This window comes from Curtobacterium sp. MMLR14_002 (genome assembly GCF_001864975.1).
GTDB lineage: Bacteria > Actinomycetota > Actinomycetes > Actinomycetales > Microbacteriaceae > Curtobacterium > Curtobacterium flaccumfaciens.
The window spans coordinates 25,015-51,606 of the sequence record NZ_MJGT01000072.1 but is presented as its reverse complement, the minus strand read 5'-3'; the positions used below and the strand labels follow the sequence as shown (position 1 = coordinate 51,606).

General features: G+C 67.6%; 29 protein-coding genes. 16 read left to right on the top strand and 13 right to left on the bottom strand.

Annotated elements, in window-relative coordinates; translation table 11 throughout:
- Positions 1-7 precede the first annotated feature (7 nt).
- Positions 8-340: a hypothetical protein gene (locus tag BIU91_RS13665; protein ID WP_071405895.1), complete on the bottom strand. Its 333-nt coding sequence runs from the start codon at positions 338-340 to the stop codon at positions 8-10.
- Between the two features lie 633 nt (positions 341-973).
- Here BIU91_RS13665 and BIU91_RS13660 point away from each other — a divergent pair.
- The 5 genes from BIU91_RS13660 to BIU91_RS13645 all read left to right on the top strand — a co-directional run bounded on the left by BIU91_RS13660 (position 974) and on the right by BIU91_RS13645 (position 5,470).
- A complete protein-coding gene (locus BIU91_RS13660; protein ID WP_071405894.1) occupies positions 974-1,399 on the top strand; it encodes a hypothetical protein in 426 nt (141 codons plus the stop codon).
- Between the two features lie 416 nt (positions 1,400-1,815).
- Entirely contained in the window at positions 1,816-3,051 is a 1,236-nt protein-coding gene (locus tag BIU91_RS13655; RefSeq protein ID WP_071405893.1) for an acyl-CoA dehydrogenase family protein, read from the top strand.
- A gap of 224 nt (positions 3,052-3,275) precedes the next feature.
- Positions 3,276-4,148 (top strand): carboxypeptidase-like regulatory domain-containing protein, encoded by an 873-nt coding sequence (locus BIU91_RS13650; RefSeq protein WP_171907841.1) that lies wholly within the window; start codon positions 3,276-3,278, stop codon positions 4,146-4,148.
- A 213-nt stretch (positions 4,149-4,361) separates the two neighbouring features.
- Positions 4,362-4,787 carry a hypothetical protein gene (locus tag BIU91_RS18580; protein WP_139196726.1) on the top strand — a complete coding sequence of 142 codons (426 nt, stop codon included), beginning with the start codon at positions 4,362-4,364 and terminating at the stop codon, positions 4,785-4,787.
- Positions 4,788-5,065: 278 nt separating this feature from the next.
- Positions 5,066-5,470, top strand: coding sequence for a hypothetical protein (locus tag BIU91_RS13645; RefSeq protein WP_139196724.1), 405 nt, complete (start codon positions 5,066-5,068; stop codon positions 5,468-5,470).
- Between the two features lie 84 nt (positions 5,471-5,554).
- Here BIU91_RS13645 and BIU91_RS13640 read toward each other — a convergent pair whose 3' ends face one another.
- The 5 genes from BIU91_RS13640 to BIU91_RS13620 form a co-directional block, all read right to left on the bottom strand.
- On the bottom strand, positions 5,555-6,238 hold the full coding sequence (locus tag BIU91_RS13640) for a hypothetical protein (protein ID WP_071405890.1): 684 nt from the start codon (positions 6,236-6,238) through the stop codon (positions 5,555-5,557).
- A 123-nt stretch (positions 6,239-6,361) separates the two neighbouring features.
- Positions 6,362-6,925 carry a recombinase family protein gene (locus BIU91_RS18240; protein ID WP_084741275.1) on the bottom strand — a complete coding sequence of 188 codons (564 nt, stop codon included), beginning with the start codon at positions 6,923-6,925 and terminating at the stop codon, positions 6,362-6,364.
- Between the two features lie 112 nt (positions 6,926-7,037).
- On the bottom strand, positions 7,038-7,796 hold the full coding sequence (locus BIU91_RS13630) for an SDR family oxidoreductase (protein ID WP_071405975.1): 759 nt from the start codon (positions 7,794-7,796) through the stop codon (positions 7,038-7,040).
- 11 nt (positions 7,797-7,807) lie between these two features.
- Positions 7,808-8,488: a flavodoxin gene (locus BIU91_RS13625; protein WP_084741273.1), complete on the bottom strand. Its 681-nt coding sequence runs from the start codon at positions 8,486-8,488 to the stop codon at positions 7,808-7,810.
- A gap of 6 nt (positions 8,489-8,494) precedes the next feature.
- Positions 8,495-9,340: an aldo/keto reductase gene (locus BIU91_RS13620; protein ID WP_071405973.1), complete on the bottom strand. Its 846-nt coding sequence runs from the start codon at positions 9,338-9,340 to the stop codon at positions 8,495-8,497.
- Positions 9,341-9,494: 154 nt separating this feature from the next.
- Here BIU91_RS13620 and BIU91_RS13615 point away from each other — a divergent pair, with 154 nt between their 5' ends.
- The 5 genes from BIU91_RS13615 (at position 9,495) to BIU91_RS13595 (ending at position 12,994) form a co-directional block, all read left to right on the top strand.
- Positions 9,495-10,382 carry a helix-turn-helix transcriptional regulator gene (locus tag BIU91_RS13615; protein ID WP_071405888.1) on the top strand — a complete coding sequence of 296 codons (888 nt, stop codon included), beginning with the start codon at positions 9,495-9,497 and terminating at the stop codon, positions 10,380-10,382.
- Between the two features lie 90 nt (positions 10,383-10,472).
- The gene (locus BIU91_RS13610) at positions 10,473-11,459 is read left to right on the top strand and encodes an aldo/keto reductase (RefSeq protein WP_071405887.1); all 987 of its coding nucleotides are present in this window, start codon (positions 10,473-10,475) and stop codon (positions 11,457-11,459) included.
- A gap of 164 nt (positions 11,460-11,623) precedes the next feature.
- Complete coding sequence (locus BIU91_RS19475; RefSeq protein ID WP_290439507.1) at positions 11,624-11,749, top strand: hypothetical protein; 126 nt, start codon at positions 11,624-11,626, stop codon at positions 11,747-11,749.
- A gap of 521 nt (positions 11,750-12,270) precedes the next feature.
- Positions 12,271-12,717 (top strand): hypothetical protein, encoded by a 447-nt coding sequence (locus BIU91_RS13600; RefSeq protein WP_071405885.1) that lies wholly within the window; start codon positions 12,271-12,273, stop codon positions 12,715-12,717.
- A 73-nt stretch (positions 12,718-12,790) separates the two neighbouring features.
- On the top strand, positions 12,791-12,994 hold the full coding sequence (locus tag BIU91_RS13595; protein ID WP_071405884.1) for a hypothetical protein: 204 nt from the start codon (positions 12,791-12,793) through the stop codon (positions 12,992-12,994).
- 461 nt (positions 12,995-13,455) lie between these two features.
- Here BIU91_RS13595 and nrdF read toward each other — a convergent pair whose 3' ends face one another.
- The 4 genes from nrdF to nrdH form a co-directional block, all read right to left on the bottom strand.
- Positions 13,456-14,430 carry a class 1b ribonucleoside-diphosphate reductase subunit beta gene (gene nrdF, locus BIU91_RS13590; RefSeq protein ID WP_017886894.1) on the bottom strand — a complete coding sequence of 325 codons (975 nt, stop codon included), beginning with the start codon at positions 14,428-14,430 and terminating at the stop codon, positions 13,456-13,458.
- Positions 14,431-14,520: 90 nt separating this feature from the next.
- The gene (gene nrdE / locus BIU91_RS13585) at positions 14,521-16,626 is read right to left on the bottom strand and encodes a class 1b ribonucleoside-diphosphate reductase subunit alpha (RefSeq protein WP_110864196.1); all 2,106 of its coding nucleotides are present in this window, start codon (positions 16,624-16,626) and stop codon (positions 14,521-14,523) included.
- 17 nt (positions 16,627-16,643) lie between these two features.
- Positions 16,644-17,060, bottom strand: a complete 417-nt coding sequence (gene nrdI / locus BIU91_RS13580) for a class Ib ribonucleoside-diphosphate reductase assembly flavoprotein NrdI (protein WP_027465945.1) — start codon at positions 17,058-17,060, stop codon at positions 16,644-16,646.
- Between the two features lie 111 nt (positions 17,061-17,171).
- Positions 17,172-17,405, bottom strand: coding sequence for a glutaredoxin-like protein NrdH (gene nrdH, locus BIU91_RS13575; protein WP_017886897.1), 234 nt, complete (start codon positions 17,403-17,405; stop codon positions 17,172-17,174).
- 355 nt (positions 17,406-17,760) lie between these two features.
- On the opposite strand from nrdH, the gene BIU91_RS13570 reads away from it, so the two are divergent.
- The 3 genes from BIU91_RS13570 (at position 17,761) to BIU91_RS13560 (ending at position 20,602) form a co-directional block, all read left to right on the top strand.
- Positions 17,761-18,966 (top strand): MFS transporter, encoded by a 1,206-nt coding sequence (locus BIU91_RS13570; protein ID WP_071405882.1) that lies wholly within the window; start codon positions 17,761-17,763, stop codon positions 18,964-18,966.
- A 188-nt stretch (positions 18,967-19,154) separates the two neighbouring features.
- Positions 19,155-19,973, top strand: a complete 819-nt coding sequence (locus tag BIU91_RS13565; RefSeq protein WP_071405881.1) for an aldo/keto reductase — start codon at positions 19,155-19,157, stop codon at positions 19,971-19,973.
- A gap of 56 nt (positions 19,974-20,029) precedes the next feature.
- Positions 20,030-20,602 carry a hypothetical protein gene (locus BIU91_RS13560; RefSeq protein WP_111110479.1) on the top strand — a complete coding sequence of 191 codons (573 nt, stop codon included), beginning with the start codon at positions 20,030-20,032 and terminating at the stop codon, positions 20,600-20,602.
- Here BIU91_RS13560 and BIU91_RS13555 read toward each other — a convergent pair.
- Positions 20,599-20,937 carry a hypothetical protein gene (locus BIU91_RS13555; RefSeq protein ID WP_071405879.1) on the bottom strand — a complete coding sequence of 113 codons (339 nt, stop codon included), beginning with the start codon at positions 20,935-20,937 and terminating at the stop codon, positions 20,599-20,601. The genes BIU91_RS13560 and BIU91_RS13555 overlap by 4 nt on opposite strands.
- A 118-nt stretch (positions 20,938-21,055) precedes the next feature.
- Here BIU91_RS13555 and BIU91_RS13550 point away from each other — a divergent pair, with 118 nt between their 5' ends.
- Both BIU91_RS13550 and BIU91_RS13545 read left to right on the top strand, forming a co-directional pair.
- The gene (locus tag BIU91_RS13550; protein ID WP_139196722.1) at positions 21,056-21,886 is read left to right on the top strand and encodes a LysM peptidoglycan-binding domain-containing protein; all 831 of its coding nucleotides are present in this window, start codon (positions 21,056-21,058) and stop codon (positions 21,884-21,886) included.
- 63 nt (positions 21,887-21,949) lie between these two features.
- Positions 21,950-22,471 (top strand): ribonuclease H, encoded by a 522-nt coding sequence (locus tag BIU91_RS13545; protein WP_027465941.1) that lies wholly within the window; start codon positions 21,950-21,952, stop codon positions 22,469-22,471.
- 13 nt (positions 22,472-22,484) lie between these two features.
- Here BIU91_RS13545 and BIU91_RS13540 read toward each other — a convergent pair whose 3' ends face one another.
- Positions 22,485-22,736, bottom strand: coding sequence for a DUF6458 family protein (locus BIU91_RS13540; RefSeq protein WP_027465939.1), 252 nt, complete (start codon positions 22,734-22,736; stop codon positions 22,485-22,487).
- 64 nt (positions 22,737-22,800) lie between these two features.
- Positions 22,801-25,371, bottom strand: coding sequence for an RNA helicase (locus BIU91_RS13535; protein WP_071405877.1), 2,571 nt, complete (start codon positions 25,369-25,371; stop codon positions 22,801-22,803).
- Between the two features lie 182 nt (positions 25,372-25,553).
- Here BIU91_RS13535 and BIU91_RS13530 point away from each other — a divergent pair, with 182 nt between their 5' ends.
- Complete coding sequence (locus BIU91_RS13530; RefSeq protein WP_071405876.1) at positions 25,554-26,567, top strand: LLM class flavin-dependent oxidoreductase; 1,014 nt, start codon at positions 25,554-25,556, stop codon at positions 26,565-26,567.
- Positions 26,568-26,592: the final 25 nt, after the last annotated feature.

The window sequence follows — 26,592 nt, the reverse complement described above, 5'->3', positions numbered from 1 at the left end:
GTACTCGTCAACGATCGAAGTAGGCGGATTCGAGCTGCGCCGAAGGCTGCGGCGCCTCCGCGGCGAAACCGAGGATGCTCGCGAGACGTGCGACGTTCCCCGCCGCCTGCGGCGCAGTGGCCGCCTTGAACCCGGCTGCCAGAGCCTTCGCCACGCCCACCACTCCGCGCTGCTCTGGCTGAGAGTCCATCGACTGCGCACCCTGGTTCGCCACGACCTCTGCCATCGCGCTGGACTGCTCGTAGGACGTCTGCGCAGCCTGCGCTGGCGCCGCCAGCAGGAACGTGCTGCCGATCACAATCGCTGCGGCCGAACCGGCGAGCTTCGTATTGAGCTTCATCTTCGAACTCCAATCTGTTGTGTGGAGTACCTGTGTACCAGTTTCGAACCGACCGGTCTACCTTGCGGATGCGATGCCATCGGGGGCGGGTTTGGTCCCCGTTCATCGGTTCGCATCCCACGAGATCGGCGTCATCACTGCGTCAGCAGTTCGGGCTGGCCGGTTGTCGCGTACCCGACGTTCTGCAGCGACTGGGAGCCCTCGTCGAGGGAACCGCCGTCGAACCAGGTGCGCAGTCCGTGGTCGCCAACGGCCTTGAGGCCTGGCGCCCCGTCGGCACCGAAGCTCGTCGCTCGGAACCGTCAGGTCCTGACGGTGACAGAGCTGAACTGCCACCCGGCTGCCGCCGGTTCGTCGCCAATCGAATGCTCGACCATCGGCTTCACCACTTCTGCTCGCCCCACGTCCACCGCATCCCCGTTGACTTCCTCCGTCTCGTGGACGTCGTCCGGGAGCGAGTCGCTCAGAACGTAGTTTGAGCCGCTGTCGATCGTTCACGCCCGATGATCCCGCTCGGAAGTCCGAGGAACTCACCGGACCACCGCGGCCTCGGACCCCCGAAGGACAGGTCCTCACCCCGGCCTGGAGGACGGCGTCTGCGAAGCGTCAGACTCGAGGGCGTTGACTACGTGCATGATCACCAAGGGCGTCATCCACCAGGTCGAGCGTGCGACTGTCCGGGATCGCAACGGCGTATCAGTCGGCAAGGTCGTGCAGGTGTTCCCTTCCGACGAGGACGGCAGTGCGGCCTACGTCTGTGTCGCGACCGGGCTGCTCGGGCGACACCAAGCGCTCGTCCCCGCCGACGACGCCACGTTCGACGGCACGGACGTGCACGTCGGGTACACGAAGGACGCGATCAAGGACGCGCCGTCCCTCGGAGCCGGACGCACCTTGTCGCCCGCCGAGGCGAACGCCGTCCGCAAACACTTCGGGCTGTCCCGCGCCGGCGCTGCAACCGGGGACATGGGCGACCCACACGAGAACCTCGATCAGGCTGGGACAGGTCTTGCGGGTGCCGACGACACCGAGGGCGCAGGGACGACACCGCCAGCCTGAACGCCACCGGAGTGAACGGCGCCGAGACCACGGCTATCGCCCACACCAAGCAAGGCAGCGGCCAGTCCTCTGGCGAGCGCGTGTTCCCTCATTGACGCGCGCTTCTGTGAGCGCGGCATACGCGGGCTTCTCGGAAGAGCATGCCCCTCTTCGTCGGACGGGCTCCGCGGCCATCACACACGCGCAGCACCGCAATGAGGCTGTTGCGAACCCCCACCTCGTCGCTGCGCGGTCACGTGTCATGGGAAGTCACCCTCTGACACACATCGACACAACCCTTCTCGCGGGCGTTCGGCGATGTCACAGTCTCGCCATGGCGCACATCTGGTCGGGCTGTCCGCCCACACCGGACGAATCGACACCACCCGGCGCCACACAACGCGACAGGTAGCAGCCCAGAGCACGAAGGAGTCCTCGTGACCATCAGCAACCAGACCGCCGACAGCACGATCGACGAGGGCGCCGACGACGAACTCCTCGCCCGTTTCCGTCCGATCTTCGACCGCATCGCTGCCGGCGCGTCCGAGCGCGAACGCGACCACCGCCTCCCGTTCGAGGAGATCCGCGAACTCGCCGCCGCAGGATTCGGCGCCGTCCGCGTCCCCGTCGCCCACGGCGGAGCCGGGGCGACCCTGCCCCAGCTGTTCCGCCTGCTGACCGAACTCGCCGCCGCTGACAGCAACATCCCCCAGGCGCTCCGCGGCCACTTCGCACTGGTGGAGGATCGGCTGGTCGCCCGGTCCGGGGAACGTGAGGTGTGGCTGGACCGCTTCGGCCGCGGTGAGATCGCCGGCAACTCGTGGACCGAGGTCGGGTCGGTGCAGGTCGGCGACGTGATCACGAAGGTGACGCCGCAGCCGGACGGGACGTTCCGGATCACCGGGCAGAAGTACTACTCGACCGGCAGCATCTTCGCCGACTGGATCGACACCTACGCCGAGCGGACGGACACCGGCGAGCGGGTCATCGCGATCGTCGACGCGCACCAGCCCGGGGTCACCCACACCGACGACTGGGACGGGTTCGGGCAGCGCACCACCGGCTCCGGCACCAGCACCTTCGACGACGCCGTCGTGCAGGCCGACGCGGTGATCCCCTTCGACGAGCGGTTCAAGTACCAGACGGCGTTCTACCAGGGCGTGCTGTTGAGCGTCCTCGCCGGGTCCGTCCTCGCAGCCGAGCGGGAGATCGCGCGCGAGGTCCGCAACCGCACCCGCGTCTTCTCCCACGGCAACGCCGACACGTTCGCGGCGGACCCGCAGATCCTGCAGGTCGTCGGCGAGGTGTCGGCGGCCGGGTTCGCCGCCACCGCCATCGTCGACCGGGCCGCCGCAGCCCTGCAGGGTGCGTACGAGGGAGCCGGGCTCGACACAGCCGAGGACGAGCGCCGCAACGACCGCGCCGAACTCGCGACCGCGCAGGCCCAGGTGGCGCTGACCACCCTGGCGACGACGGCGACATCGCACCTGTTCGACGCGCTCGCGGCGTCCGGGGTGAGCACGACGAAGAACCTCGACCGGCACTGGCGGAACGCTCGCACCGCCGGCAGCCACAACCCGTGGGTGTTCAAGGCGCGGATCATCGGTGACCACGCCGTCAACGGTGCCGAACCGCCCCGCGTCTGGGCGATCGGTACGACCCGGACCTCGTGACGCCTGTCGAAGCCGAGACGGCTTCCGCGTGACCGCTGCTGCGATGTGCCTGCCCCGCCGCCCGCCCGCCGTGCGCGTACAGTCCCTGGCAACGCACGGCTGGCCAACGATCGGGGAACACGATGCGACTGATCACGGGGACGACGCTGGTCGTTGCGCTGGCAGCAGGTGCGCTGATCGGCCTCGCGCCACCAGCGACTGCGGCCGGATCCGGAACGATCACCGTGCAGCTCGCAACGCCGGACGGCACCGCGATCCGGCTGGCGGACGTCGAACTCGCAGCGATCGGCACCGACGTCGTCGTCGGGAACGCCACCACCGACGATGACGGCGCCGCGACGTTCACCGGCATCCCCGCACCGGACACCGTCACGGTGACGACGCGGCAGCTCCCGCCGCACGGAAACGAGACCTACGCCCCCGGACTCCGCTCGGGCATCGCCGTCCGTGGCGGTTCCACAGTCGCGGTCACCGTGCCGCTCGTGATCGGCGCCACCGTGCAGGGCGGTGTGGTCGGCCCCACGGGACCCGCCGCCGGACGCCTGATGTACGCCTGGAACGAGGACACCTCGCAGGTGTTCCGGACGACCTCGGACAGCGCTGGCCAGTACCGGTTCGTCGGGTTGAGCACCGGGAAGTACCGCATCGAGGCCTACGCCAGCGGAACGGCGTCGCCCGCCGTCTGGAAGACCCGGGTGTACCAGCAGCGAGGAACGCTCCCGGCTTCCCGAGTGACCTTGTCACGGCACTACGCACACAGCGACTACGACCTGGTCGTCTACGCGGCCTCGGCGTCCCGCAGCCCGTCGGCGCAGCTGAGCGGTGCGACCGTCACGGTGACGAACGCGACGACCGGTGCGTCGTTCTCGACACGGTTCTCGACGCTGCTCGACAGCGAGCAGACGGCGCAGTTCCAGATCCCCTCCGGGCAGTACGTGGTGGAGCTCCGGACCGTCGCGACGACCACAACGACCGCGCAGGTGCTGTGGCTCGGACGTCCGGGCGGCGCCTACCGGTACGTGACCGACCGAGCGCAGGCCGTGCCGGTGAAGGTCGTGTTCGGCGGTGGCAACTTCTGGGGCGGCGCCCTCGGGTGATCCGGCCCCAGCACCATCCCCAGCCCAGGGCTGGCCGGACGCGGTTGGCTGCGTGACTGCACGCGGTCGCGTGAGCAGCAACGGACAGGAGGCGCGGTGCCAGCTGGCACCGCGCCTCCTGTCCGGCACACGGTCGCGGACACGCGACGGTGGCGTCACCACCTTCTCCATGTCGGCGATGAGACGGAGCGTGTAGCCGTCGGGGACTGTCTGGTGTTCGACGTAGTGCATGAACACCGGCGCAGCCTGGTCGGCCGTGAACAGCTCGGCAGGATGCCGAGGCTCGTGCGCAGCCTGAACGTCGATGGTCTCGGTGAGCGGTTCGGTGAGGTCGTGGTCACGGCCGACGATGTAGAAGCGGTACTCACCGTCGTCCTCGCGGCGGCGCAGCTCCACGCTCATCTCCTCCGCGGTGGCACCGGCCTGCAGGTAGGAGTTTCCGTACTCGTCGATGACGGACTGCGGGCCGGCGCGCCACGTCTGGTCGTCGATCGGCGCGGAGAAGACGGGCCACGCGAAGTGGTCGTCGTTGTCGAGGAGGCCGAGGCTGCGTCGCACCTGGTCCGGGAGCGGGCGGAACGTGTCGTTCAGCACACAGCAGTCCGAGCGCGAGCAGAAGACTGGCTGCGATCACCATGAACCACGCAAACGGGGCGCGGATACTTCGGCGGATTCACCAGCTCAACGTAACGGCGGACACATTGTCTCGCACGACGATTGACTTTCGAGACGCCTTGATGCGAGCGCCGGCGAAGACGGGCCAGTGGGTTGGCGTCTGTAGGTCTGCAAGATATCCAGCGAGACACTGGGGTACTCGACACACAACGCCCGCGTCAGCTCGACCAACTCGGGACTGCCTGGCCCTTTGATCGAAAGTGGCAGGCAGCCTAGCGGTGCTCCACGGCACACTTGAGGCCATGAGGCAGGACGACATCGATGAGGAGCTCTTCCCGCTCGGGGCTCCTGACCGCCGCAGGCACTCGATCCAGGCTCCAGCAGGCTGGCAGGATCTAGCAGTCACGCTGACGCTGTTCGGTCTGAGCCTGCCGATGCTCGTTGTCGGTTGGTTCGGCGTCGTGCTCTCGATGTTCGCCTTCGACGCGTGCAGTGCTGGGGGGTGCAACTACGCCGCCGGAACGGTCGCCTACATTGGCTTCCCGATCGCGGCCGTCGTCAGCACAGTGGTTTGGGTGTCGGTTGCTGAACGCCGTCGGCGTGCCCGTCGTCGCGCGTGGATGTCTGGAGCAGGGGCGATCCTCACCATCGTCGCCCTCTTTGCCCTCGCTGCGACCGTCGTCCATTTTGCAGCACAGCCGAATTGAGCTGTCCGGTCAGGCTGCCGGCGGCGTGCATCGGGTGGCCGGCTAACGTCTCATTGGCCGATCCTCGATCGGGCGGTGAGGGGCTCAGGAGCCCGTATTCACCTCGAGCTTTAAAAGGATCTGGTCGACCTCTGCACGGCTCACAAAGCCGGTCCCGCCACGCCCTCGCGGCATGATCGCAATGCGGACAGTACCGATGCCGCAGTCGATCTCGATACCGCCTTTGAAGCGCAGCCCCGCGGCGATGACGCCCTCATTCACGTCGAAGTCGATTGCACGCGCGGAAGAGCAGGGCGTGGTGACGTCAATCGACCTCGTCCGAGTCTGGACCCGCACGCTGTCCCCGGTGAGACCGATCAGCACAATGTTACGGACCAGGTTCGACGGCGGCAGGCCGAAGGCGACGCGACCCGACTTTGTCAGGAATCCGAGTAGCTGCACCGATGCAGGATCGGCGAGCTCAGCAGCTCGGGCGCGTCGTTCGAGCACTCCGACGAACGCGGCCAGGATGCCGAAGTAGATCCCGAGGACGACGAGTGCACCGCCGAGCGACCAGAGAAGGCCGACCGCGTCGCCCCCGTTCCCTAGTGTTCCGGCGATACCGAGTCCGATCCCCGCGAACGGCAGGGCGAGTTCGGTCGGGAACCTGCGCCGGCGCGTACTCACGTTTGCCGACACTACTGCTTGCGGGTCCGACTCATGAGGCGCCGCGACCTCGGCGAAACGCAGCGACATCGGGTCGAAGGCGTTCGAAAGCCGGACGTTCACCGGTCGTGCTTGCTCGAACCCCCCACGCGGGACCCTCGATGGTTTTGATCGCGGGTGAGGCTCCGCTCTCGGACGCCTGCGTCTGAGAGCGGAGCTGAGGACTTAGCGGTTGGGGTGCGCTTGTCATTCGAGGCAGCGGTAGACGGTTGCGCGTCCAATACCGAACAACTCGGCGACTTCGGCGACCGAGTGCGTGCCAGCTTCGTGGACCTCGAGAAGGTGGCGTTGTTGCGCGGGGCTGAGTTTGGGTTGCCGGCCGCGGAGGTGGCCTTTCGCTTTCGCGATCTGCATGCCTTCGCGCGTTCGCGCGCGGATGAGGTCGGACTCGAACTCGGCCACCATCGCGAGGACGTTGAACAGCAGGCGGCCGATGGGGTCGTTCGGGTCGTGGACGGAGCCGCCGATGTTGAGCTTGACGTTCTTGGCGGTGAGTTCGTCGACGATGTCTTTCGCGTCTCGAAGGCTTCGAGCGAGCCGGTCGAGCTTGGCGATGACGAGTGTGTCCCCGTCACGACAGGAGGCAAGCGCTTCGCGCAGCCCTGGTCGTAATCTGTTCGTGCCAGTCAGGCCATGATCGGTGTGGATGTTGGGCGGGAGGACTCCAAGCCGTTCCAGCGCGACGCGTTGAGCGGTGAGGTCCTGTTCGTAGGTTGAGACGCGGGCGTACCCGATGAGTAGAGCGTTCATGGCGCGAGGATCCGCCGACTTCCCAAGTCCGCCTCGTCTCGCAACGCGATCCTCTACCAGGCCGAGCCATGCGGGCCAGGGGGTGTCCGTTGATCCATGGTGAAGCGGGCCGTCAGCGGTCGCGGCGGATTCGGTCGAGGTCGGCGCGCACCGTTGCCGGCTCCATCGACAGCGGCAGGTTTGCTGAGTCGCCCACCCCATCCAGGTCGACGTCGAAGGCATCAGCTGGGAGGGCGTCGAAGATGGGGGTGAGGTCGGCCTGTTCGGGGCCGTGTTCAGCGACGAGCTCAAACGTCTTCCCGATGGCTGGCGGGTTCGTGAGGCTTTCCACGAGGACCCGTGCGATCTGACGGCGGGCGATCACGCCATCGGCCGGGGTGCCGGTCTGATGTGTGTCGCCCTGCCGGGGTGCGATCCGGAGTTGGTCGTCGTCGTTGTAGTCGAACCAGCCGGGGCGGACGATCGTGTAGTCGTTGCCGCTGGCGCGCACGAGTCGTTCACCCCGCCGCTTCCACTCCGAACTGTCCCGGAGCGCGGTGACTCCGATGGTGGTCATCAGCGCGATGTGGACGGGACGCCCCTCGAGCGCGTCGAGGACGTTCCGGACGGCGCCGTAGTTGACCGCTTCGGCGTTGCTGTTGTCGCCGTGGGTGAAGATCACCGCGTCGACGCCCTTGACGGCGTCTCGGAGGGTCGCCGGGTCGGACAGGTCGCCGAGCACGATTTCAGCGCCGAGGGCGAGGCCCTGCGCGCGGCGCTTACTCCGTGCGAGAGCGCGGGTGTGATGGCCTGCGGAGATCGCCGTCTGAACGACGTGGCGGCCGATGCTGCCGGTGGCGCCGACGACGAGAACGGTGAGTTGGTCAGTCATGGTGTTGCCTTTCATGCCAGGTCGGCCGCGCGGAGCCACTGATCGACATCGGTGCCCGCAGACGCGCCGCGGACATCTTCACCGCGGACGGCGAGACCCGTCCCGAGACGTGCTCCGCTGTCGAGATCTCGGTAGAACGATGCAGTGTTGCCGAGGCCGCTGACGGCGTAGGTGACGAACGGCCGGAGGTCTTTGCCGGTGAGGTCGACGGCTTCGACGAAGCTCGCCATGATCATCGGCGGCTGCACGTTCCAGATGGGGCTACCGAGCAGGACCGTGTCGTAGCCGGCGAGGTCGGGCAGGTTCCCGGCGATCGCCGGGCGCGCGTCGCTGTTTTGCTCGTCGACGTTGCGGGCGACAGTGGGGTCGTACCGATCCGAGTACGCGTCAGCGGCTTCGATCCGGAACACGTCGCAGTCGATGCGGTCGCGGATCAGGTTCGCGAGAACCTCGGTGTTGCCGACGTCGAGAGTGCGGCGTCCACCGTTCCAGTAGTTCTCCCCGGCGCGGGAGAAGTACACCAGCAGCGTTCGATCTGGGCTGCCCGGTACGGGGGTGGTGGGTGTGGTCACGGTGCGGCTTTCACGGTCGGAGGTGGTGCAGGCGGCCAGCAGCCCGGCCGCGGCGGCGCTGATCGTGCCGGCCGCGGCGATCCGCAGGAGCTGCCTGCGGGTGGGCTGCTGGACGGGCATGACGGGTTACGCCTCGGCGCGGCCGGTCAGCCAGCGCACCATGTCGGGGTCGACGTGGGAGAAGAACTGCGACTCACCCGCCTCGAGCTCGGCGATCTTGGCGATCTGCTCGTCGGTGAGCTCGAAGTCGACGACGTCGAGGTTCTGCTGCATGCGCTCGGGCTTGACCGACTTCGACACGACCACGACGCCGCGCTGGACGAGCCAGCGGAGCACGACCTGCGCGACGGACTTGCCATGCGCGTCACCGATCTCGGACAGGACCGGGTTGGTGAAGAGGTCGTTCTTACCCTCGGCGAACGGCGCCCACGCCTCGAGCTGCACGCCCTCGTTCTGCAGCAGCTCCTGGTAGTCAGCCTGCTGGTGGAACGGGTTGGTCTCCATCTGGTTCACCGCGGGCACGACGTCGGCGAACGCGATGAGGTCAACGAGGCGGTCGGAGGCGAAGTTGGAGACGCCGATCGCGCGGAGCCGGCCGTCCTTGTGGGCCTGCTCGAGCGCACGCCACTCGCCGTAGTAGTCACCGAACGGCTGGTGGATCAGGTACAGGTCGAGGTAGTCCAGGCCGAGCTTCTGCAGCGACACAGTGATCGCGTCGCGGGCGCCTTCCTCGCCGCGGCGCTGGATCCACAGCTTCGAGGTGATGAACAGCTCCTCGCGAGGCACACCACTGGCGGCGATCCCGCGGCCGACGGCTTCCTCGTTGCCGTAGGACGCGGCAGTGTCGATGAGTCGGTAGCCGGCCTTGATCGCGGCCGTGACGGCCTGCTCGGTCTCGTCGGCGGGGATCTGGTACACGCCGAAGCCGAGCTGCGGCATCGTCGCGCCGGTGTTCAAGGTGACGGTGGGGATGGTGCTCATGAGCGTTCCTTCCAGGAAGCGGGAGCGGCTGCGGTTCGGCCGGTGATCCCATAGAACAGCGCTCTCCGCGCGGGGAACAGGCCGCGCTGTTTGGTGTACTGGCAGTGTCTGTTCCACCGTCACGGGCCCGCCTACGCTGACGAACATGGACACCGGAACCGAGGCCAGCGACTTCCTCCGCACCCGCCGCGCCCGCATCAGCCCCGAAGCGGTCGGCCTCACCGCCTCTGCGACAGGGCGGCGCGTCAAGGGGCTCCGGCGAGAAGAGGTCGCAACCCTTGCCGGGGTCAGCGCTGAGTACTACAACCGGATGGAACGCGGCAAGCTCGCGGGCGTCTCCGAGTCCGTCCTCTACGCCGTCGCCCGCGCCCTGCAGCTCGACGAGTCCGAAGAGCAGCACCTGTTCGACCTCGCCCGCGCCGCGAACGCCGAGAACGCAGTGACCCGCCCCGCCCCCAAGCGCACCACGCGCTCCCGCGCCAGCGCCCGGGTGCAACGACTCCTCGACGGGATTAGCGACCTGCCCGCCTACGCCCGAAACGGCCGCACCGACATCATCGCGATGAACCAGCTCGGCGCAGCACTCATGCCAGGCCTGGTGCCGAACGGGAAGGAGCCGGCGAACATCGCCCGGTACCTCTTCCTCGACCCGTCATCACAGGAGTTCTACGACGACTGGGAACGGGTCGCCCGAGACATGGTCGCCGCGTTCCGCATCGAAGCCGGCCGCACCCCCTTCGACCGGTCCCTCACCGACCTGATCGGTGAACTGAGCACCCGCAGCGACCCGTTCCGCACCTGGTGGGCCTCCCACAACGTCCGCCTGCACACCAGCGCCACCAAGACCCTCCACAACCCCACCGTCGGCGAAGTCGAGGTCACCGGCGAAGCGCTCACGCTCGCCAGCGAGCCCGACGTCACGATCATCACCTACGTCACCGAACCCGCGTCCGTGTCCGAGGAACGCCTCCGCGTCCTCGCAAGCTGGGCCGCCAGCAAGCCGACGGCCGCGGAGCCCACCAAGACCCAGTGACCGCAGCGGGTTCGCCCGCTCCTCACTGCTCCCGCTCGACGATCCGGCCCCATCGGCCGGGATCGCCCTGCCCATCGAAAGGACCCACCCGTGAAGTACACCCGCCTCGGTAACTCCGGCCTGAAAGTCAGCAGCATCGCGCTCGGCTGCATGAGCTTCGGCGACCCCGCCAGCGGCCACCTCCAGTGGTCCCTCCCCAAGGACGACGCCCTGCCCTACTTCCGGCAGGCACTCGACCTCGGGATCACGTTCTGGGACACCGCCAACGTCTACTCCTACGGCGACTCCGAACGCATCGTCGGCGAAGCGCTCCGGGAATTCACCAACCGTGACGAGATCGTCCTCGCAACGAAGGCGCACTTCTCCGACAAGCCCGGCAACGGGCCTGGGCTGCACGTCGCCGGCCTGTCGCGGAAAGCGATCATGCAGCAGATCGACGCGTCACTGACCCGTCTCGGCACCGACTACGTCGACCTGTACCAGATCCACCGCTTCGACCCGGAGACGCCGATCGAAGAGACGATGGAAGCCCTCCACGACGTCGTCAAGGCCGGCAAGGCCCGCTACATCGGCGCATCCGCGATGTGGACGTGGCAGTTCGCCAACATGCAGCACGCCGCGGACCTGCACGGGTGGACCCGTTTCGTGTCCATGCAGGACCAGTACTCCCTGCTCTACCGCGAGGAAGAGCGCGAGATGTTCGGGCTCCTCGCCGACCAGGGCGTCGGCAGCATCCCCTACAGCCCCCTCGCGAAGGGCCGCGTCGCCCGTCCCGCCGGCGAGCAGACCAAGCGCTCCTCCGACGACCCGGTCGGGAACACCTTCTTCGCCGACACCGAACGTGACCGCCCCGTCATCGACGCCGTTCAGAAGATCGCCGAAGCACGCAACGTCCCCATGGCTCAAATCGCGATGGCCTGGGTCCTCAACAACCCGGTCGTGAGCGCACCCATCATCGGTGCGACCAAGCCCCACCACCTCGACGACGCTGCCGCGGCCGTCGACATCGACCTGACTGCCGACGAGGTCTCTGCACTCGAGGACCACTACCAGGTGCGCGCAGCTGGCGGCTTCTGAGCGCTACCGGAGGTACCGCGTCATCCACCATCGCCACCCGCCGAACACTACATGTAGTGGTAGGCGGCGTGTCGTAGCACTACATGCGCTCCCATGGCGGGACCATAGCGGTGTCGAAGAGGGCGGACCGTCCGCTCGTTCGCGGCAGGAAGGAGCGCGGAGTCATGGCCAAGTCCGGCAAGAGCAGCAGCGGTTCGTCGCGAAGCTCGATCACTGGCAAGTACGTGACGTCGAAGCACGCGAAGTCGCACCCCAGCACCACGCAGACCTCGCACAAGAAGAGCAAGTAACAAGCGCCGCAAAGCGGTGACTCGCTGGCGGGAGTCCGGGGAACCGGATTCCCGCCAGTGCTCTGTGCAGGCTCGGTCGGACGGTGTGCTGCGGCGTCTCGATAGCCGATGGTCATTCGGGACGCGGCGCGACCGGACCACGACTATCGTGCGCATCATGACCACATCGCGCCCACGACGACCAGAACGTAGTACCTGGCAGCTGTGGTCCCCAGCGATCGTAGGCGTCCTCGTCTTGGCATCATCCCTACTCGGGTTCGCATCCGACGAGCGCCTTCGGCTCTGGTTCGCCCTGCTCGGTGCAGCCGGATTCGTGCTTGCAGTGATCGCTATCGTCCGCGCTATCACGTACATGCGCGGCGTCCGGTAGTGATCCGGACTTCGGTAGCGTGTGCAACCGGGCGAGCAGGAGCTCTACGACATTTGTGGCCTGTGGCCTGTGGCCGCGGGGCGGAGCAGCCTATTGATGGCCGCCGGTGACAGACCGCCCGACTTGCCTTCCCTGAACGGAGTCACCGGCCATGACGGACCGAGTCGTACGGTTCACCCCGATCACGAGGCTCATCCTCGCTGTAGGGTTCGTTGCCTTCACCGTGTTCTGCGCTGTCTCGGCGCTGGTGATCGAGGACGCGGCGCCCATGTGGATCGTCGCCGCTCTCTTCGCCCTGATGTGGTGGCGGTTCTCGGCACTGAAGGTCGAGTTCGCGCCGGCCGAGCTCATACTGACCGGACTCATCTCGCGAAGACGGATCCCTCGGGGTGATGTGCTCCGCATTGAAGAGGGCACCACAGTCATACGTTCGAGGCGAGGACACGAGCACCGGATCATCATCCCCATCGCCATGAGCTACTCGCACATCACCGACAACACCCCTGATGCACGGGTCAAGCAGCGCATCGACCGCGCTTACCGGCGATGGGCCGCGGAAACAGTTGAGGACACAGAGCAAGACCACTCCGAAGGCTAGGGGATGATCAGGACCCCATGTCCGGTAGCCGATCGGCTATCGAACGTCAGGCTGCGCCAGTAGCGTTCGAGCGGTGAAGTCCTCCGGCGACGATGATCGGCAAGCCCGCGCGCGGTACAACCTGCTCGTCGGGAGCATCGTGCTGGTGGTCGGCGTCGTCCTGCTTGCAGGCCGATGGAACCTGGGAGCCGGCGTCATCTTCTCGTTTGTGGGTGCCGTGATGCTGCTCGCAGGCTGGCTCTTCTCGTGGTCGCGCAACGACCGATCTCGCAAGTAACCGAGACAGACGGTGCCCGGAGAAGGATGGCTCAGCGGCGAACGATCCGGATGATTCGGATGAAGTAGTACGTGAGCAGGAACATTAAGGCGCCCAGCGCGACAAGTAGGTAGCCGATGGCGTCTCCGGATCGAGCTTGCGCGATGCCCAAGATGACTGCTGCCGCCCCAACGAGCGGCGCGCACACTGCAAGGACTCGAACGAGCGCCAAACCTCTTCGAGCGGGTGCTTTCACTTGGGGCATGCCTGAAGCATGCCGCAGATCGCGTCCCGCTAGCCGGTCCCTCAGCGGAGACGGCCTCCCGCGGCACGCACATGACGGCGTTCGCGTCTCACATAGCCCGTCCGAAACGAATCTCGATGAGCGACCGCTATCCGGCCGCACCGGCGACGGTGTCCGTCAACTGAGAACGCCCCGCCAGCCGAAGCCAGCGGGGCGTCCCCATCGAGTCAGACCAGGATCAGAAGTCCCAGTCCTCATCCTCAGTGTTCACGGCCTTGCCGATGACGTAGGACGAGCCGGAGCCCGAGAAGAAGTCGTGGTTCTCGTCCGCGTTCGGCGACAGGGCGGAGAGGATGGCCGGGTTCACGTCCGTGATGTTCTTCGGGAACATCGGCTCGTAGCCCAGGTTCATCAGCGCCTTGTTGGCGTTGTAGTGCAGGAACTTCTTGACGTCCTCGGTCAGACCGACCTCGTCGTAGAGGTCCTGCGTGTACTGCACCTCGTTCTCGTACATCTCGAACAGCAGCGAGAACGTGTAGTCCTTGAGCTCGTCGCGCTCGGCCTGCGTGAGGGTCTCGAGGCCCTTCTGGTACTTGTACCCGATGTAGTACCCGTGGACGGCTTCGTCACGGATGATCAGGCGGATCAGGTCGGCGGTGTTCGTGAGCTTGGCGCGCGACGACCAGTGCATCGGCAGGTAGAAGCCCGAGTAGAACAGGAACGACTCGAGCAGCGTCGAGGCGACCTTGCGCTTCAGCGGGTTGTCGCCCTGGTAGTAGTCCATCACGATGGACGCCTTCTTCTGCAGGTTCGGGTTCTCCTCGGACCAGCGGAAGGCCTCGTCGATCTCACGCGTCGACGCGAGGGTCGAGAAGATCGACGAGTAGGACTTGGCGTGCACCGACTCCATGAACGCGATGTTCGTGTAGACGGCTTCCTCGTGCGGGGTGATCGCGTCGGGGATGAGCGACACGGCGCCGACGGTGCCCTGGATGGTGTCGAGCAGGGTCAGACCGGTGAACACACGCATGGTCAGGGTCTGCTCGGCCGGCGTCAGCGTGTTCCACGACTGCACGTCGTTCGACAGCGGCACCTTCTCGGGCAGCCAGAAGTTGTTGACGAGACGGTTCCAGACCTCGACGTCCTTGTCGTCCTGGATGCGGTTCCAGTTGATGGCCTGGACCCGATCAATGAGCTTCAGCTTCTCGACCAACGTGTGTTCCTTACAGAGATGGTGACTAAGTGACGGACTGGAGGCGCGGTGCGGGTTGGCACCGCGCCTCCAGGGAGCAGAGCGGCAGCTCTACAGCATGCAGCTGACGCAGCCCTCGACCTCCGTGCCCTCCAGCGCGAGCTGGCGGAGACGGATGTAGTAGATCGTCTTGATGCCCTTGCGCCATGCGTAGATCTGCGCCTTGTTGATGTCACGCGTGGTGGCGGTGTCCTTGAAGAACAGCGTCAGGGACAGGCCCTGGTCCACGTGCTGCGTCGCCGCTGCGTACGTGTCGATGATCTTCTCGGCACCGATCTCGTACGCGTCCTGGTAGTAGTCCAGGTTGTCGTTCGTCATGAACGGCGCCGGGTAGTAGACGCGGCCGAGCTTGCCTTCCTTGCGGATCTCGATCTTCGACGCGATCGGGTGGATCGACGACGTCGAGTGGTTGATGTACGAGATCGAACCGGTCGGCGGGACGGCCTGCAGGTTCTGGTTGTAGATGCCGTGCTCCTGGACGGACGCCTTCAGCGCCTTCCAGTCGTCCTGCGTCGGGATCGTGATGTTCGCGTTGTCGAACAGCGAGGCAACACGAGCGGTCGCGGGGGTCCACGTCTGGTCGGTGTACTTGTCGAAGAACTCACCCGACGCGTACTTCGAGTCGCGGAAGCCGTCGAAGGTCTCGCCGGTCTCGATCGCGATCTTGTTCGACGCACGCAGGGCGTGGAACAGCACCGTGTAGAAGTAGATGTTCGTGAAGTCGATGCCCTCTTCGGAGCCGTAGTAGACGCGCTCACGAGCGAGGTAACCGTGCAGGTTCATCTGGCCGAGGCCGATGGCGTGCGACTTGTCGTTGCCGTCCTCGACGGAACGCACCGAGGTGATGTGCGACATCTGCGAGACCGAGGTCAGGCCGCGGATGGCGGTCTCGATGGTCTTGCCGAAGTCCGGCGAGTCCATCGTCAGCGCGATGTTCAGCGAGCCGAGGTTGCAGGAGATGTCCTTGCCGATCTCCTTGTAGGACAGGTCCTCGTTGAAGGTCGTCGGGGTGTTGACCTGCAGGATCTCGGAGCACAGGTTGGACATGTTGATCCGACCCTTGATCGGGTTGGCCTTGTTCACCGTGTCCTCGAACACGATGTACGGGTAGCCCGACTCGAACTGGATCTCGGCGATGGTCGTGAAGAAGTCGCGCGCCTTGATCTTCGTCTTCTTGATGCGCGAGTCGTCGACCATCGCACGGTAGTTCTCGGAGATCGGGACGTCACCGAAGGGGACGCCGTAGACCTTCTCGACGTCGTACGGCGAGAACAGGTACATGTCCTCGTTGTTCTTCGCGAGCTCGAACGTGATGTCCGGCACGACGACGCCGAGGGACAGCGTCTTGATGCGGATCTTCTCGTCGGCGTTCTCGCGCTTGGTGTCGAGGAACTTCATGATGTCCGGGTGGTGGGCGCTGAGGTAGACCGCGCCGGCACCCTGACGCGCACCGAGCTGGTTCGCGTAGGAGAAGGAGTCTTCCAGCAGCTTCATCACGGGGATGATGCCCGAGGACTGGTTCTCGATCTGCTTGATCGGGGCGCCGGCCTCGCGGATGTTGGAGAGGAGCAGGGCCACGCCGCCGCCGCGCTTCGAGAGCTGCAGCGAGGAGTTGATGCCGCGCGAGATCGACTCCATGTTGTCCTCGATGCGGAGCAGGAAGCAGGAGACGAGCTCGCCGCGCTGTGCCTTCGCAGTGTTGAGGAACGTGGGGGTCGCGGGCTGGAAGCGGCCGGCGACGATCTCTTCGACCAGGTCGATGGCGAGCTGCTCGTTGCCCTGGGCCAGGCCGAGGGCGGTCATGACGACGCGGTCCTCGAAGCGCTCCAGGTACCGCTTGCCGTCGAACGTCTTGAGCGTGTAGCTCGTGTAGTACTTGAACGCGCCGAGGAACGTCTGGAACCGGAACTTCTTCGAGTACGCCAGGTCGTTGAGTCGCTGGATGAAGTCCAGCGAGTACATGTCGATCGTGGCTTTTTCGTAGTACTCGTTCTCGACCAGGTAGTCGAGCCGCTCCTTCAGGTTGTGGAAGAAGACGGTGTTCTGGTTGACGTGCTGCAGGAAGAACTGCTTGGCGGCCTCACGATCCTTGTCGAACTGGATGTTCCCGTCCGCGTCGTAGAGGTTGAGCATCGCGTTGAGGGAGTGGTAGTCCATCCCCGTCTGCGGCGACGTCAGATCGACGTCTGCAACTGCTGCGTCCAAAATGCATCCAATCCTGAGTTGACCGCCGACACGTCGTCAGGGGTCCCGAAGAGTTCGAATCTGTAGAGAAGGGGGACGTTGCACTTCTGCGCGATGACGTCCCCTGCGAGGCCGTACGCCTCGCCGAAGTTCGTGTTGCCACCCACCACCACGCCGCGGATGAGCGAGCGGTTGTGGGCGTCGTTGAGGAACTTGATGACCTGCTTGGGGACTGCGCCCTCGCCGTTGCCGCCACCGTAGGTGGGCAGGACCAGGACGTAGGGCTCGTCGACGTGCAGGAACGGTTCGCTCGGGTAGAGCGGGATCCGGTCCGCGTCGCGGCCGAGCTTCTCGACGAAGCGCGCGGTGTACCCGGACACGCTCGAGAAGTAGACCAATCGGCTCATGGTGCGCTCCTCGTGGAAAGGTGCGGACAGGCGGACCGGACGGGCCAGGAGAGGCGAGTCGCGCCTCCCGAGATGCCCTGCCTGCGGGCCCCTTCGGGGCCCGCAGAACGACTACGCCAGTTCGGCGCTGAGGGTCGCGATCTTGTCGGGGCGGAAGCCCGACCAGTGGTCGTCGTCCGTGACGACGACGGGGGCCTGCATGTAGCCCAGGCTCTTGACGTGCTCGAGCGCTGCTTCGTCCGTGGAGACGTCGTGCACTTCGTACTCGATGCCCTTGTTGTCGAGGGCCCGGTACGTCGCGGTGCACTGGACGCAGGACGGCTTGGTGTAGACGGTGACGGCCATGTTCTCCCCTGGTTCCTACTGGTTTCTGCTGTGCTGTGGAGGTGGTGCTGATGTCTGTCCGCAGTCGTGTCCGGGAGGGGCCGCTGCGATGCCTCCACACTACATCTAGTGGCTAGCCGCAGCACCGACCACTAGAGGAAGTGTTACAGCCGTGTAGTTCTCCACAACGTCCTCCACAGTCTGTGGATTCCCGGGAGGCCCGAGTTTCCGCCAGTCTGCGCCCGACCACCGACACTTCCCCACACCGGTGGACAGTCCCGATCCACAGATGTGGAATCAACGCCTCGGCGTGTCGCGAACCGCCCCTCCCCAGGACGGGGGACACCCCCGTCCGGCCGGTCCGTACACTCGTCTCGTGAGTACGTACGGGCCCCTCCTGAAGACCCCTGGCGTGGGTCGTGTCATCGCCGCACAGCTCACCGCGCGGTTCCCGTTCGGCATGCTGTCGCTGGCCTACCTGCTGCACGTCGAGCACGTGTTCGACTCCTACGGCGCGGCGGGTCTGGTGCTCGCGACGACGAGCATCGGGCAGGCGCTGGCCGGCCCCCTGACGAGCCGGTGGATGGGCAGCTGGGGCATGCGCCCCGTCCTCATCCTGACGAGCATCGTCGCGCTGATCAGCATGGTGGTCATCGCGTTCGTGGTCATGCCGCTCTGGGGCTACGTGGTGGTCGGGTTCCTCGGCGGTCTGGCGGTCCCGCCCGTGCAGCCGGCGGTGCGCACCATCTACCCGAAGATGGTGACCTCGGCGCAGCTCACGCCCCTCTTCTCCCTCGACGCCAGCGCGCAGGAGCTCATCTGGGTCGCCGGCCCGGTCATCACCACGTTCGTCGCCACCCAGGTCGGCACGGTCGAGGCGATCGTCGTCGCGATGGTCTTCCTGGTCGTCGGCGGCGCGTGGTTCATCGCCTCCCCCGAGCTCGGCCGCGTCCGCATCCCCCGTTCGAAGCGCGCCTTCGGTGTCGTGCTGAAGCGCCCCGCGGTCGTCGTCGCCACCCTGACCGGTCTGCTGCTCATCGGGGCGTGCGCCGCGGTCGAGGCGAGCGTCACGAGCGTCTTCGGCGAGGGCAGCCCGAACGCCGGCATCGTCCTCGCGGTGTTCGCGGTCGGTTCGCTCGCCGGCGGCCTGGCGTTCGGCCACCGCCCCATCTCCCGCAACACCCTGTGGACGCGCATGGCCGTCGTCTTCGTCGGCCTCACCCTGGCCCTCGGCGGCACCGGCTTCTGGTGGCTCTGCCTCGCCCTGGTCATCGCGGGTGTGGGCATCGCGCCGGCCCTCGCGGTGATGTTCGGTTCGGTCTCCGCCACCGTCAAGTTCTCCGACACGGCCGAGGCCTACGGCTGGATGGGCACCGGCCAGCTGATCGGTGCCGCCGGCGGTTCGGCGATCGCCGGCTTCCTGATCGACGGCAGCGGCCCCGTCGGCGGCTTCACCGTCGGCGCCGTGATGGCCGGCCTGGGCGTGCTGCTCCCCCTGGCGATGCGCAGCTGGCTGCCCGACCTGCGCGGCCGTGACGCCAGCCCCCTCCCCGACACCGAGCCGGTGCACCTGCCGACTTGAGCGGGCGGTTTCGGGCGTACCTGGTCGAATCGGGCGTACCTGGTCGGAAGTTCTGACCAGGTACGCCCGATTCCACTCGCCATCGCGGCCGGTATGGGAAGGAACGTGCGCCCGGCGTACGGGTCGCGTTCTCCACAGATGGCCTGGAGGCCCGGCGCACGCCCGCCAGGCACCGGCAGGATGGGTGCATGGTCACCTCAGTTCCCCTGCGCGACGGCCGCTCGATCCCCGCGATCGGCTTCGGCGTCTACAAGGTCGACGACACCCAGGCAGAGACGGCGGTCGGCCTCGCGCTGGACGCCGGCTACCGGCACGTCGACACCGCCGAGATGTACGGCAACGAGACCGGCGTCGGCAAGGCGATCCGGGCCTCCGGGCTGGACCGTGACGACGTCTTCGTGACGACCAAGGTGTGGAACGACCACCAGGGGCGCGACACGACCCTGGCTGCGTTCGACGGCAGCCTCGAGCGGCTGGGGCTCGACGCCGTCGACCTCTACCTGATCCACTGGCCGGCCGCCGCCAACGACCGCTACGTCGAGACCTGGCGCGCTCTGGTGGAACTGCGTGAGTCAGGGCGGGCACGGAGCATCGGTGTCTCGAACTTCCAGGTGCCGCACCTGCAGCGGCTCATCGACGAGACCGGCGAGGTGCCGGCACTGAACCAGGTCGAACGGCACCCGTGGCTGCCGCAGCGCGAACTCATCGCGTTCCACGGGCAGCACGACATCGCGACCGGGGCGTGGTCGCCGCTCGGTCGTGGGCGCCTGATCGACGAGCCGGTGCTGACCGACATCGCGGACGCGCACGGCGTGAGCGTGGCGCAGGTGCTCGTGCGGTGGAACGTGCAGCAGAACGTGGTGGTGCTGCCGAAGTCGGTCACGCCGTCCCGGATCCGCTCGAACCTCGACGTCGACAGCTTCGTGCTGACCGACGACGAGCTCGCAGCGATCGCGACGCTCGAGTCCGGGCAGCGGACGGGCTCCCACCCGGACTCGGTGTCCTAGCCGGGTGGGGTACGCACTGTTCAGCAACAGCGAGTGGCGGGCCGTACTGTCGAGGGGTGATCGATCCTCAACAGACCGCCCGTGAACACTTGCGCCCCGACGAGCACCTGTACTGGGCCGGCACGAGCGATCCGGCCAGGCTCCTCTCGGGCCGCGACGGGTTCCTCATCCCGTTCTCGCTGCTCTGGTGCGGATTCGTGGCGTTCTGGACCGTCTCGGCCGTGACCAGCGGGGCGCCGCCCTTCTTCTTGGTCGTCGGGTCGCTGTTCACGCTGATGGGCCTGCACCTGCTCGTCGGACGGTTCCTCGTGAAGCGGTACCGCAAGCGGACGACCGTCTACGCCGTGACCGATCGCCGGGCCCTCGTGATCACCCCTCGCGGCACGCGGGAGGTCCCGATCGGCCGTACCGACCGCACCGTGAGCTGGACCGGTGACCGACGGCACTGCAACGTCGAGTGGGACGCGACGGGAGGCGGACCGGGATCGATGCTCTTCGGGTGGGGAACGAACGCGAAGGTCTACGCGAACACCGGTCTCGACGGCTTCTTCGGGCCACAGCCGATGGCGTTCTGGGACGTCACCGATGGCGAGACTCTCGTGCGCGAACTCGACCGGGCGTCGAGCTAGCCCCGGCGGTCCTCCTCGGACTGCCACGGCAGGTGCAGGTCACCCGGTTCGGGCTCGACGTCGCCGGCATCGTCCGCGCCGCCTGTCCCGGGAGCCGCGATCACCTTGGACGGGTCGATGCCGTCCGCACGCAGGTCGGCGTCGTCGCGCTGCTTCGTCTGGGACGCGTCCATCTCGCGCTCGCTCGACGGGCTGTACGACGTGTCCGCTGCTCGCTGCTCGCGTCCGCTGACCCCGTCGACGTCGTCGCTGTGCGCGGCGTCGCGGAGCGCGTCGTTGCGTGCGCGGTCGTCGGACGGCTCGGGGCCGGGGGCGTTCGGGATGCTGTCGCTCATGGTGTTTCCTCCTGCGGCGGACGGTAGTCCTCGGCCCCGTGTAACGAGTCTGGCTCGGTCCGCTCCCCGCACTCGATGACGTCCCTGGCCCCCGCTACGCTGCCGACGAGGGGGAACGATGGGACGAACACGGACCGCGACGACCGCGGTGATCGGCTCGGCACTGGTGGGGCTGCTGCTCGCCGGGTGCACGGCGTTCGGCGGCGACGAGGCGATCCCGACACCGACGCGACAGGCGGCCGAGCGCACGGCGGAACCCGAGCCGGACCCGACGCGCGGCACCGATCCGGTCGAGACCGAGCCCGAGCAGGCGCTGCCCACCGGCACCGTGGCGGCGGAGACCGACGTGGTCTCGCCGAGCGGTGAGACCAGCATCCACGTCCGGGTGGTCGCGAACGACCGCGGTACCTTCGACGCCCAGCTCTCCGGGTACCGGACGACCAATCCGCAGCCCATGCGTCTGGAGTTCCGGCACCGGCATGCGAAGCCGCTCGACGGTGCGGACGGCGAGGTGCGCGAGACGGTTGAGTGGGACGCCGCGGTTGCTCCTCCGACCTCGTTCACGATGGGTCAGGCGGGTCCACGCCCCGACTACCTGCGCAGTGTCGTCCTCGTGCCGGCGACGGTGGCCGAAGAGGACTCGTCCAAGCGCCCGTGGGCAGGGTCGGTGCTCGCCGCCGCTGACCTCGCGTGGAAGATCCCGAACCCCTACCCCGACCTCCGGGTCACCGTCGGCAAGGACCGACCAGGCGCCTACGGCATCGTCACCGATGTCGATGGCCGACCGGCGAACTACCTGGTCGCACACGGCGACGAGCTCTCGACCGTCGCGGAGCGGTTCGGCGTCACACCGGCGCAGCTGCTGTGGATGAATCCGTACCTGGATCCTCTCGACGACGACTGGCTGCTCGAGGGCAACAAGTTGAACATCGACCCTGCTCGCCGTTGAGACGGGGGGCCGGTCCGGTCCGTTACGGTTGACCAGCACTCGGCACCACCAGGAGGTCCCATCGTGACGATCGTCGCCGCCGCAGACGGCTCAGCCCTCGGCAACCCCGGCCCCGCCGGATGGGCCTGGTACGTCGACGACGACCGGTGGGCGGCCGGCGGCTGGCCCCGCGCGACGAACAACATCGGCGAGCTCACCGCCGTGCTGCAGCTGCTCCGTGCCACGAAGGACACCGGCGAGCCGCTGCACATCCTGTGCGACAGCCAGTACGCCATCAAGGCCTGCACCGAGTGGCTCGCCGGCTGGAAGCGCAAGGGCTGGCGGAAGGCCGACGGCAAGCCGGTCCTCAACGTCGAGATCATCAAGGAACTCGACGCCGAACTGCAGGGCCGCAAGGTCACGTTCGAGTGGGTGCGCGGTCACGTCGGTCACGAGATGAACGAGGCCGCCGATGTGCGAGCCCGCGGTGCTGCCACCGCGTTCCAGAACGGCACCGACGTGCCGCACGGTCCCGGCTGGCCAGGCGCCGAGGTCCCCGAGCCGTCCGCGCTGCCCGACGCGACCCCGCCCGCGACCCTCTTCTGACCCTTCCCGCGGGTCAGTAGGTCCCGTCGCGCCGGTCCTGGCGGGTGATCTGCTCCCCCGACGCCGGGTCGACGCCCGAGCGCGTGGTGGTCGTGGTGCGGCGACCGCCGAAGGCCACGGCGAGGCTGATGATGAGCAGCACGACACCGGCTGCCATCAGGATGTAGCCGATCAGGCGGAGGTCGATACCGGCGAGCTGGATGTTCAGCGCGAAGGCGACGATCGCGCCGATGACGATCAGGGCGATGCTGGATCCGATGCGCATGACGCAGTCCTCTCGGGTGGGGGTGGTGCCGGAGACGGTACACGTCCGACAACCCCAGCGCCGATCAGTCGACGTCCACCTCGGCCCACCCGTCGAACCGCCCGATCTCAGTGACCCGCACGACGGCCTCGCCGACCTCGTCCGAGGCGTCCAGGTTGATCGTCGCCGAGAACCCGAAGTCCTTGTCGCCCTCGGGGTCGGCGAAGATCTGCCGCGCCTTCCACACGCGGGGTGATGCGGTGGCACCGCTCTCGTCGAGCACCAGGTACTGCATCGAACGCGCATCGGCGTCGGTGCCGATGCTGTCGTGTTCCTCGTAGTACTCCTCGAGCACGTTGTCCCACGCGGCCCGGTCGAAGCCCGCGGTCGCGTCGAGTTCCCCGAGCCCGTCGATGTCGTCGGCCGCGGCGAGCAGCACCCGCTGGAACAGGGCGTTGCGCACGAGCACCCGGAACGCCCGCGGGTTGCCGGTGAGCCGTGCGGGCTGCGGCGGCGCGATCTCCTCGTGCTCCTCGGACGCCAGCAGGACGTCCCCGTTGAGCAGCGCCTCCCACTCGTCGACGAGTGAGGAGTCGGTCTGCCGCACGACCTCGCCGAGCCACTCGATCAGGTCGTCGAGCTCCTGGGTCCGCTGTTCCTCGGCGATCGTCTGTCGCATGGTCCGGTACGCGTCGGACAGGTAGCGGAGCACGAGGCCCTCGGAGCGGGTGAGCTGGTAGAAGCGCACGAAGTCGCCGAAGGTCATCGCGCGTTCGTACATGTCACGGACGACGGCCTTCGGGGACAGCTGGAAGTCGAGCACCCAGGGCTGTTCGGCGGCGTAGGCCTCGTACGCCGCCTCCAACAGCTCGGAAAGCGGGCGAGGCCAGGTGACCTCCTCGAGCAGCTCCATCCGCTCCTCGTACTCGATCCCCTCCTGCTTCATGCGGGCGACGGCCTCGCCGCGCTCCTTGAACTGCTGCTGCGACAGGATCGCCCGCGGGTCGTCGAGGGTGGCCTCGACAACCGAGACCATGTCCAGTGCATAAGTGGGAGAAGAAGGGTCGAGCAACTCGAACGCGGCGAGCGCGAACGGTGACAGCGGCTGGTTGAGCGCGAAGTTCGGCGCGATGTCGACGGTGAGGCGGTAGGCGCCGTCGACCTTCTCGATCACCCGCGCGTTGATGAGGGTCCGGGCGATGACGAGTGCCCGCCGGGCCATCGCGAGCTGCCGGGAGCGCGGTTCGTGGTTGTCGTAGACCAGCGACCGGACCTCCGCGAAGGCGTCCCCGCCGCGGGCGACGACGGACAGCACCATCGCGTGCGTGATCCGCATGCGCGAGACCATCGGCTCCGGCTCGGCCGCGATCAACCGCTCGAACGATGCCTGCCCCCAGGACACGAAGCCCTCGGGCGCCTTCTTCCGCTTGATCTTGTTCTTCTTCTTGGGGTCGTCGCCGGCCTTGGCGACGGCGCGGGCGTTCTCGATGTCGTGCTCGGGTGCCTCGGCGACGACGTCACCCTCGGTGTCGTAGCCGGCACGTCCGGCGCGGCCGGCGATCTGGTGGAACTCCCGCGCGGACAGCTGGCGCATCTTCGTGCCGTCGAACTTCGTCAGCCCGGTGAACAGCACCGACCGGATCGGCACGTTGATCCCGACGCCCAGGGTGTCGGTGCCGCAGATGACGGGCAGCAGGCCGCGCTGGGCGAGCTGCTCGACGAGTCGTCGGTACTTCGGGAGCATGCCGGCGTGGTGCACGCCGATGCCGGCCCGGATCAGGCGCGACAGGGTCTGTCCGAACCCGGCGCTGAACCGGAAGCCGGCGATGGCGTCGGCGATCTGGTCGCGGCGTTCGCGCGAGGCGACCTTCGCCGACATCAGCGACTGCGCCCGCTCGAGTGCGGCGGCCTGGGCGAAGTGCACGATGTAGATCGGCGCCTTGCCCTCCTCGAGGAGCCGCTCGACCGTCTCCTGCACAGGCGTCATCACGTACTGGTACTCGAGCGGCACGGGTCGCGAGACACCGGTCACGCGGGCGGTGGGCCGGCCGGTCCGGCGGGACAGGTCGTCGGCGATCGTGGTGACGTCGCCGAGGGTCGCCGACATGAGCAGGAACTGCGCCCGCTCGAGCACGAGCAGCGGCACCTGCCATGCCCAGCCTCGGTCGGGGTCGCCGTAGAAGTGGAACTCGTCCATCACGACGACGTCCACGTCGGCGTCCGGCCCCTGTCGCAGCGCCAGGTTCGCCAGGATCTCGGCGGTGCAGCAGACGATCGGGGCGTCCGCGTTGACGCTCGAGTCGCCGGTGACCATGCCGACGTTCTGTGCACCGAACAGCTCGACGAGCTGGAAGAACTTCTCGGACACCAGCGCCTTGATCGGTGCGGTGTAGTAGCTCCGCTTGCCCTCGGCGAGCGCGGCGAAGTGCGCGCCGGCCGCGACGAGCGACTTCCCGGTGCCGGTCGGCGTGCTCAGCACGACGTTCGCGCCGGAGACGAGCTCGATGACCGCTTCGTCCTGCGCCGGGTACAGCGGTCGGCCGCCCTCCGCGGCCCAGGCCGCGAAGGCCTCGTAGACCTCGTCGGGGTCGACGACGCCGTCCACCGCCGCCGGGATCGCGGCGACGAGCGGGGGCAGGGCGGTGACGTCGGTCATGCGCCCATCCTCCCAGGTACGGCCATGACGGACTGGGCCCACGCCGCCGGTCCCGGGGCGACGCGCCAGCGGCGGACCGGCCGTGCCGGTGGGGAGAGGCCCGTGGCGGGCCCGCCCCGGGCCTCCCGTCCGCCCCGTCGCCGACTCAGGCGCATTTCGATACGTGCGCATAGACTCGCGACATGCGCGAACTCGGCTTCCTCTCCTTCGTCCCGAACCACGGCGGCACCGACGGCGCCGCCAGCGCCCTGGAGGACGGCCTGCGCCTGTTCGAGACCGCCGAGTCACTCGGCTACGGCACCGGCTGGGTGCGCGGACGGCACTTCGAGCCGTACCTGACGAGCCCGATGACCTTCTTCGCGGCAGCCGCGCAGCGCACCAGCACCATCGCGTTCGGCACCGCCGTGCTCGGCATGCGCTACGAGGACCCGGTGCGCCTGGCCGAGGACGCCAGCACGGTCGACCTGCTCAGCGGAGGCCGGGTGCAGCTCGGCATCAGCACGGGCATCGCCGGGTACGGTCCGATCCTCGACCCGGTGTTCGGCACGGTCGACCGCAGCTTCCGAGACGAGGCGGAGGCCCGCGCCGCACGGCTGCTCGAGGTCCTGCAGGGCGAGCCCCTCGGCAGCGCCGGCAAGGGCTACGAGAGCATCCCCGCCGGGGCCGACCTGACCCTGCAGCCGCTCAGCCCGGGCCTGCGCGACCGCGTGTGGTGGGGCGGCGGCAGCATGGGCACGGCGGTCCGCACGGCCGAGAAGGGCCTCCTGCTGCACTGCTCGACCCTGAACACCGAAGACACCGGCGCCCCGTTCGCCCAGGCGCAGGCCGACCAGATCGCCGCCTACCGCGAGCGGTTCGCCGAGCTGCACCCGCAGCGCGAGTCCAAGGTCGCCGTGGGCCGGATCGTGGTGCCGCTCCTCGACGACCACGACCGCGCCGTGCACGAGGAGTTCCTGACCGGGTACGCCTCCGGGATGGACGACGAGGGTCGACCACTCTCGGGCACCCCGCCGTTCCGCTTCAGCAAGGTCGTGTCCGGCGAACCGGCGGCCATCGTCGACGCCCTGCTCGCCGACCCGGCGGTCACCGCCACCGACGAACTGGTCATCACCCTGCCGGCGAACGGCGACCGTGCGGCGCACGAGCGGATCCTGCGCATCGTGGCCGAGGAGATCGCCCCGGCGCTGCGGGCCTGAGAACCGGTGCCTCGGGCTTGATTGC

Coding starts and splice junctions, on each gene's coding strand:
- BIU91_RS13665 (WP_071405895.1), bottom strand. CDS start 340: ATGAAGCTCAATACGAAGCTCGCCGGTTCGGCCGCAGCGATTGTGATC.
- BIU91_RS13660 (WP_071405894.1), top strand. CDS start 974: ATGATCACCAAGGGCGTCATCCACCAGGTCGAGCGTGCGACTGTCCGG.
- BIU91_RS13645 (WP_139196724.1), top strand. CDS start 5,066: ATGAGGCAGGACGACATCGATGAGGAGCTCTTCCCGCTCGGGGCTCCT.
- BIU91_RS18240 (WP_084741275.1), bottom strand. CDS start 6,925: ATGAACGCTCTACTCATCGGGTACGCCCGCGTCTCAACCTACGAACAG.
- BIU91_RS13630 (WP_071405975.1), bottom strand. CDS start 7,796: ATGACTGACCAACTCACCGTTCTCGTCGTCGGCGCCACCGGCAGCATC.
- BIU91_RS13625 (WP_084741273.1), bottom strand. CDS start 8,488: ATGCCCGTCCAGCAGCCCACCCGCAGGCAGCTCCTGCGGATCGCCGCG.
- BIU91_RS13615 (WP_071405888.1), top strand. CDS start 9,495: ATGGACACCGGAACCGAGGCCAGCGACTTCCTCCGCACCCGCCGCGCC.
- BIU91_RS19475 (WP_290439507.1), top strand. CDS start 11,624: ATGGCCAAGTCCGGCAAGAGCAGCAGCGGTTCGTCGCGAAGCTCGATC.
- BIU91_RS13600 (WP_071405885.1), top strand. CDS start 12,271: ATGACGGACCGAGTCGTACGGTTCACCCCGATCACGAGGCTCATCCTC.
- nrdE (WP_110864196.1), bottom strand. CDS start 16,626: ATGGACTACCACTCCCTCAACGCGATGCTCAACCTCTACGACGCGGAC.
- nrdI (WP_027465945.1), bottom strand. CDS start 17,060: ATGAGCCGATTGGTCTACTTCTCGAGCGTGTCCGGGTACACCGCGCGC.
- nrdH (WP_017886897.1), bottom strand. CDS start 17,405: ATGGCCGTCACCGTCTACACCAAGCCGTCCTGCGTCCAGTGCACCGCG.
- BIU91_RS13565 (WP_071405881.1), top strand. CDS start 19,155: ATGGTCACCTCAGTTCCCCTGCGCGACGGCCGCTCGATCCCCGCGATC.
- BIU91_RS13555 (WP_071405879.1), bottom strand. CDS start 20,937: ATGAGCGACAGCATCCCGAACGCCCCCGGCCCCGAGCCGTCCGACGAC.
- BIU91_RS13550 (WP_139196722.1), top strand. CDS start 21,056: ATGGGACGAACACGGACCGCGACGACCGCGGTGATCGGCTCGGCACTG.
- BIU91_RS13540 (WP_027465939.1), bottom strand. CDS start 22,736: ATGCGCATCGGATCCAGCATCGCCCTGATCGTCATCGGCGCGATCGTC.
- BIU91_RS13535 (WP_071405877.1), bottom strand. CDS start 25,371: ATGACCGACGTCACCGCCCTGCCCCCGCTCGTCGCCGCGATCCCGGCG.
- BIU91_RS13530 (WP_071405876.1), top strand. CDS start 25,554: ATGCGCGAACTCGGCTTCCTCTCCTTCGTCCCGAACCACGGCGGCACC.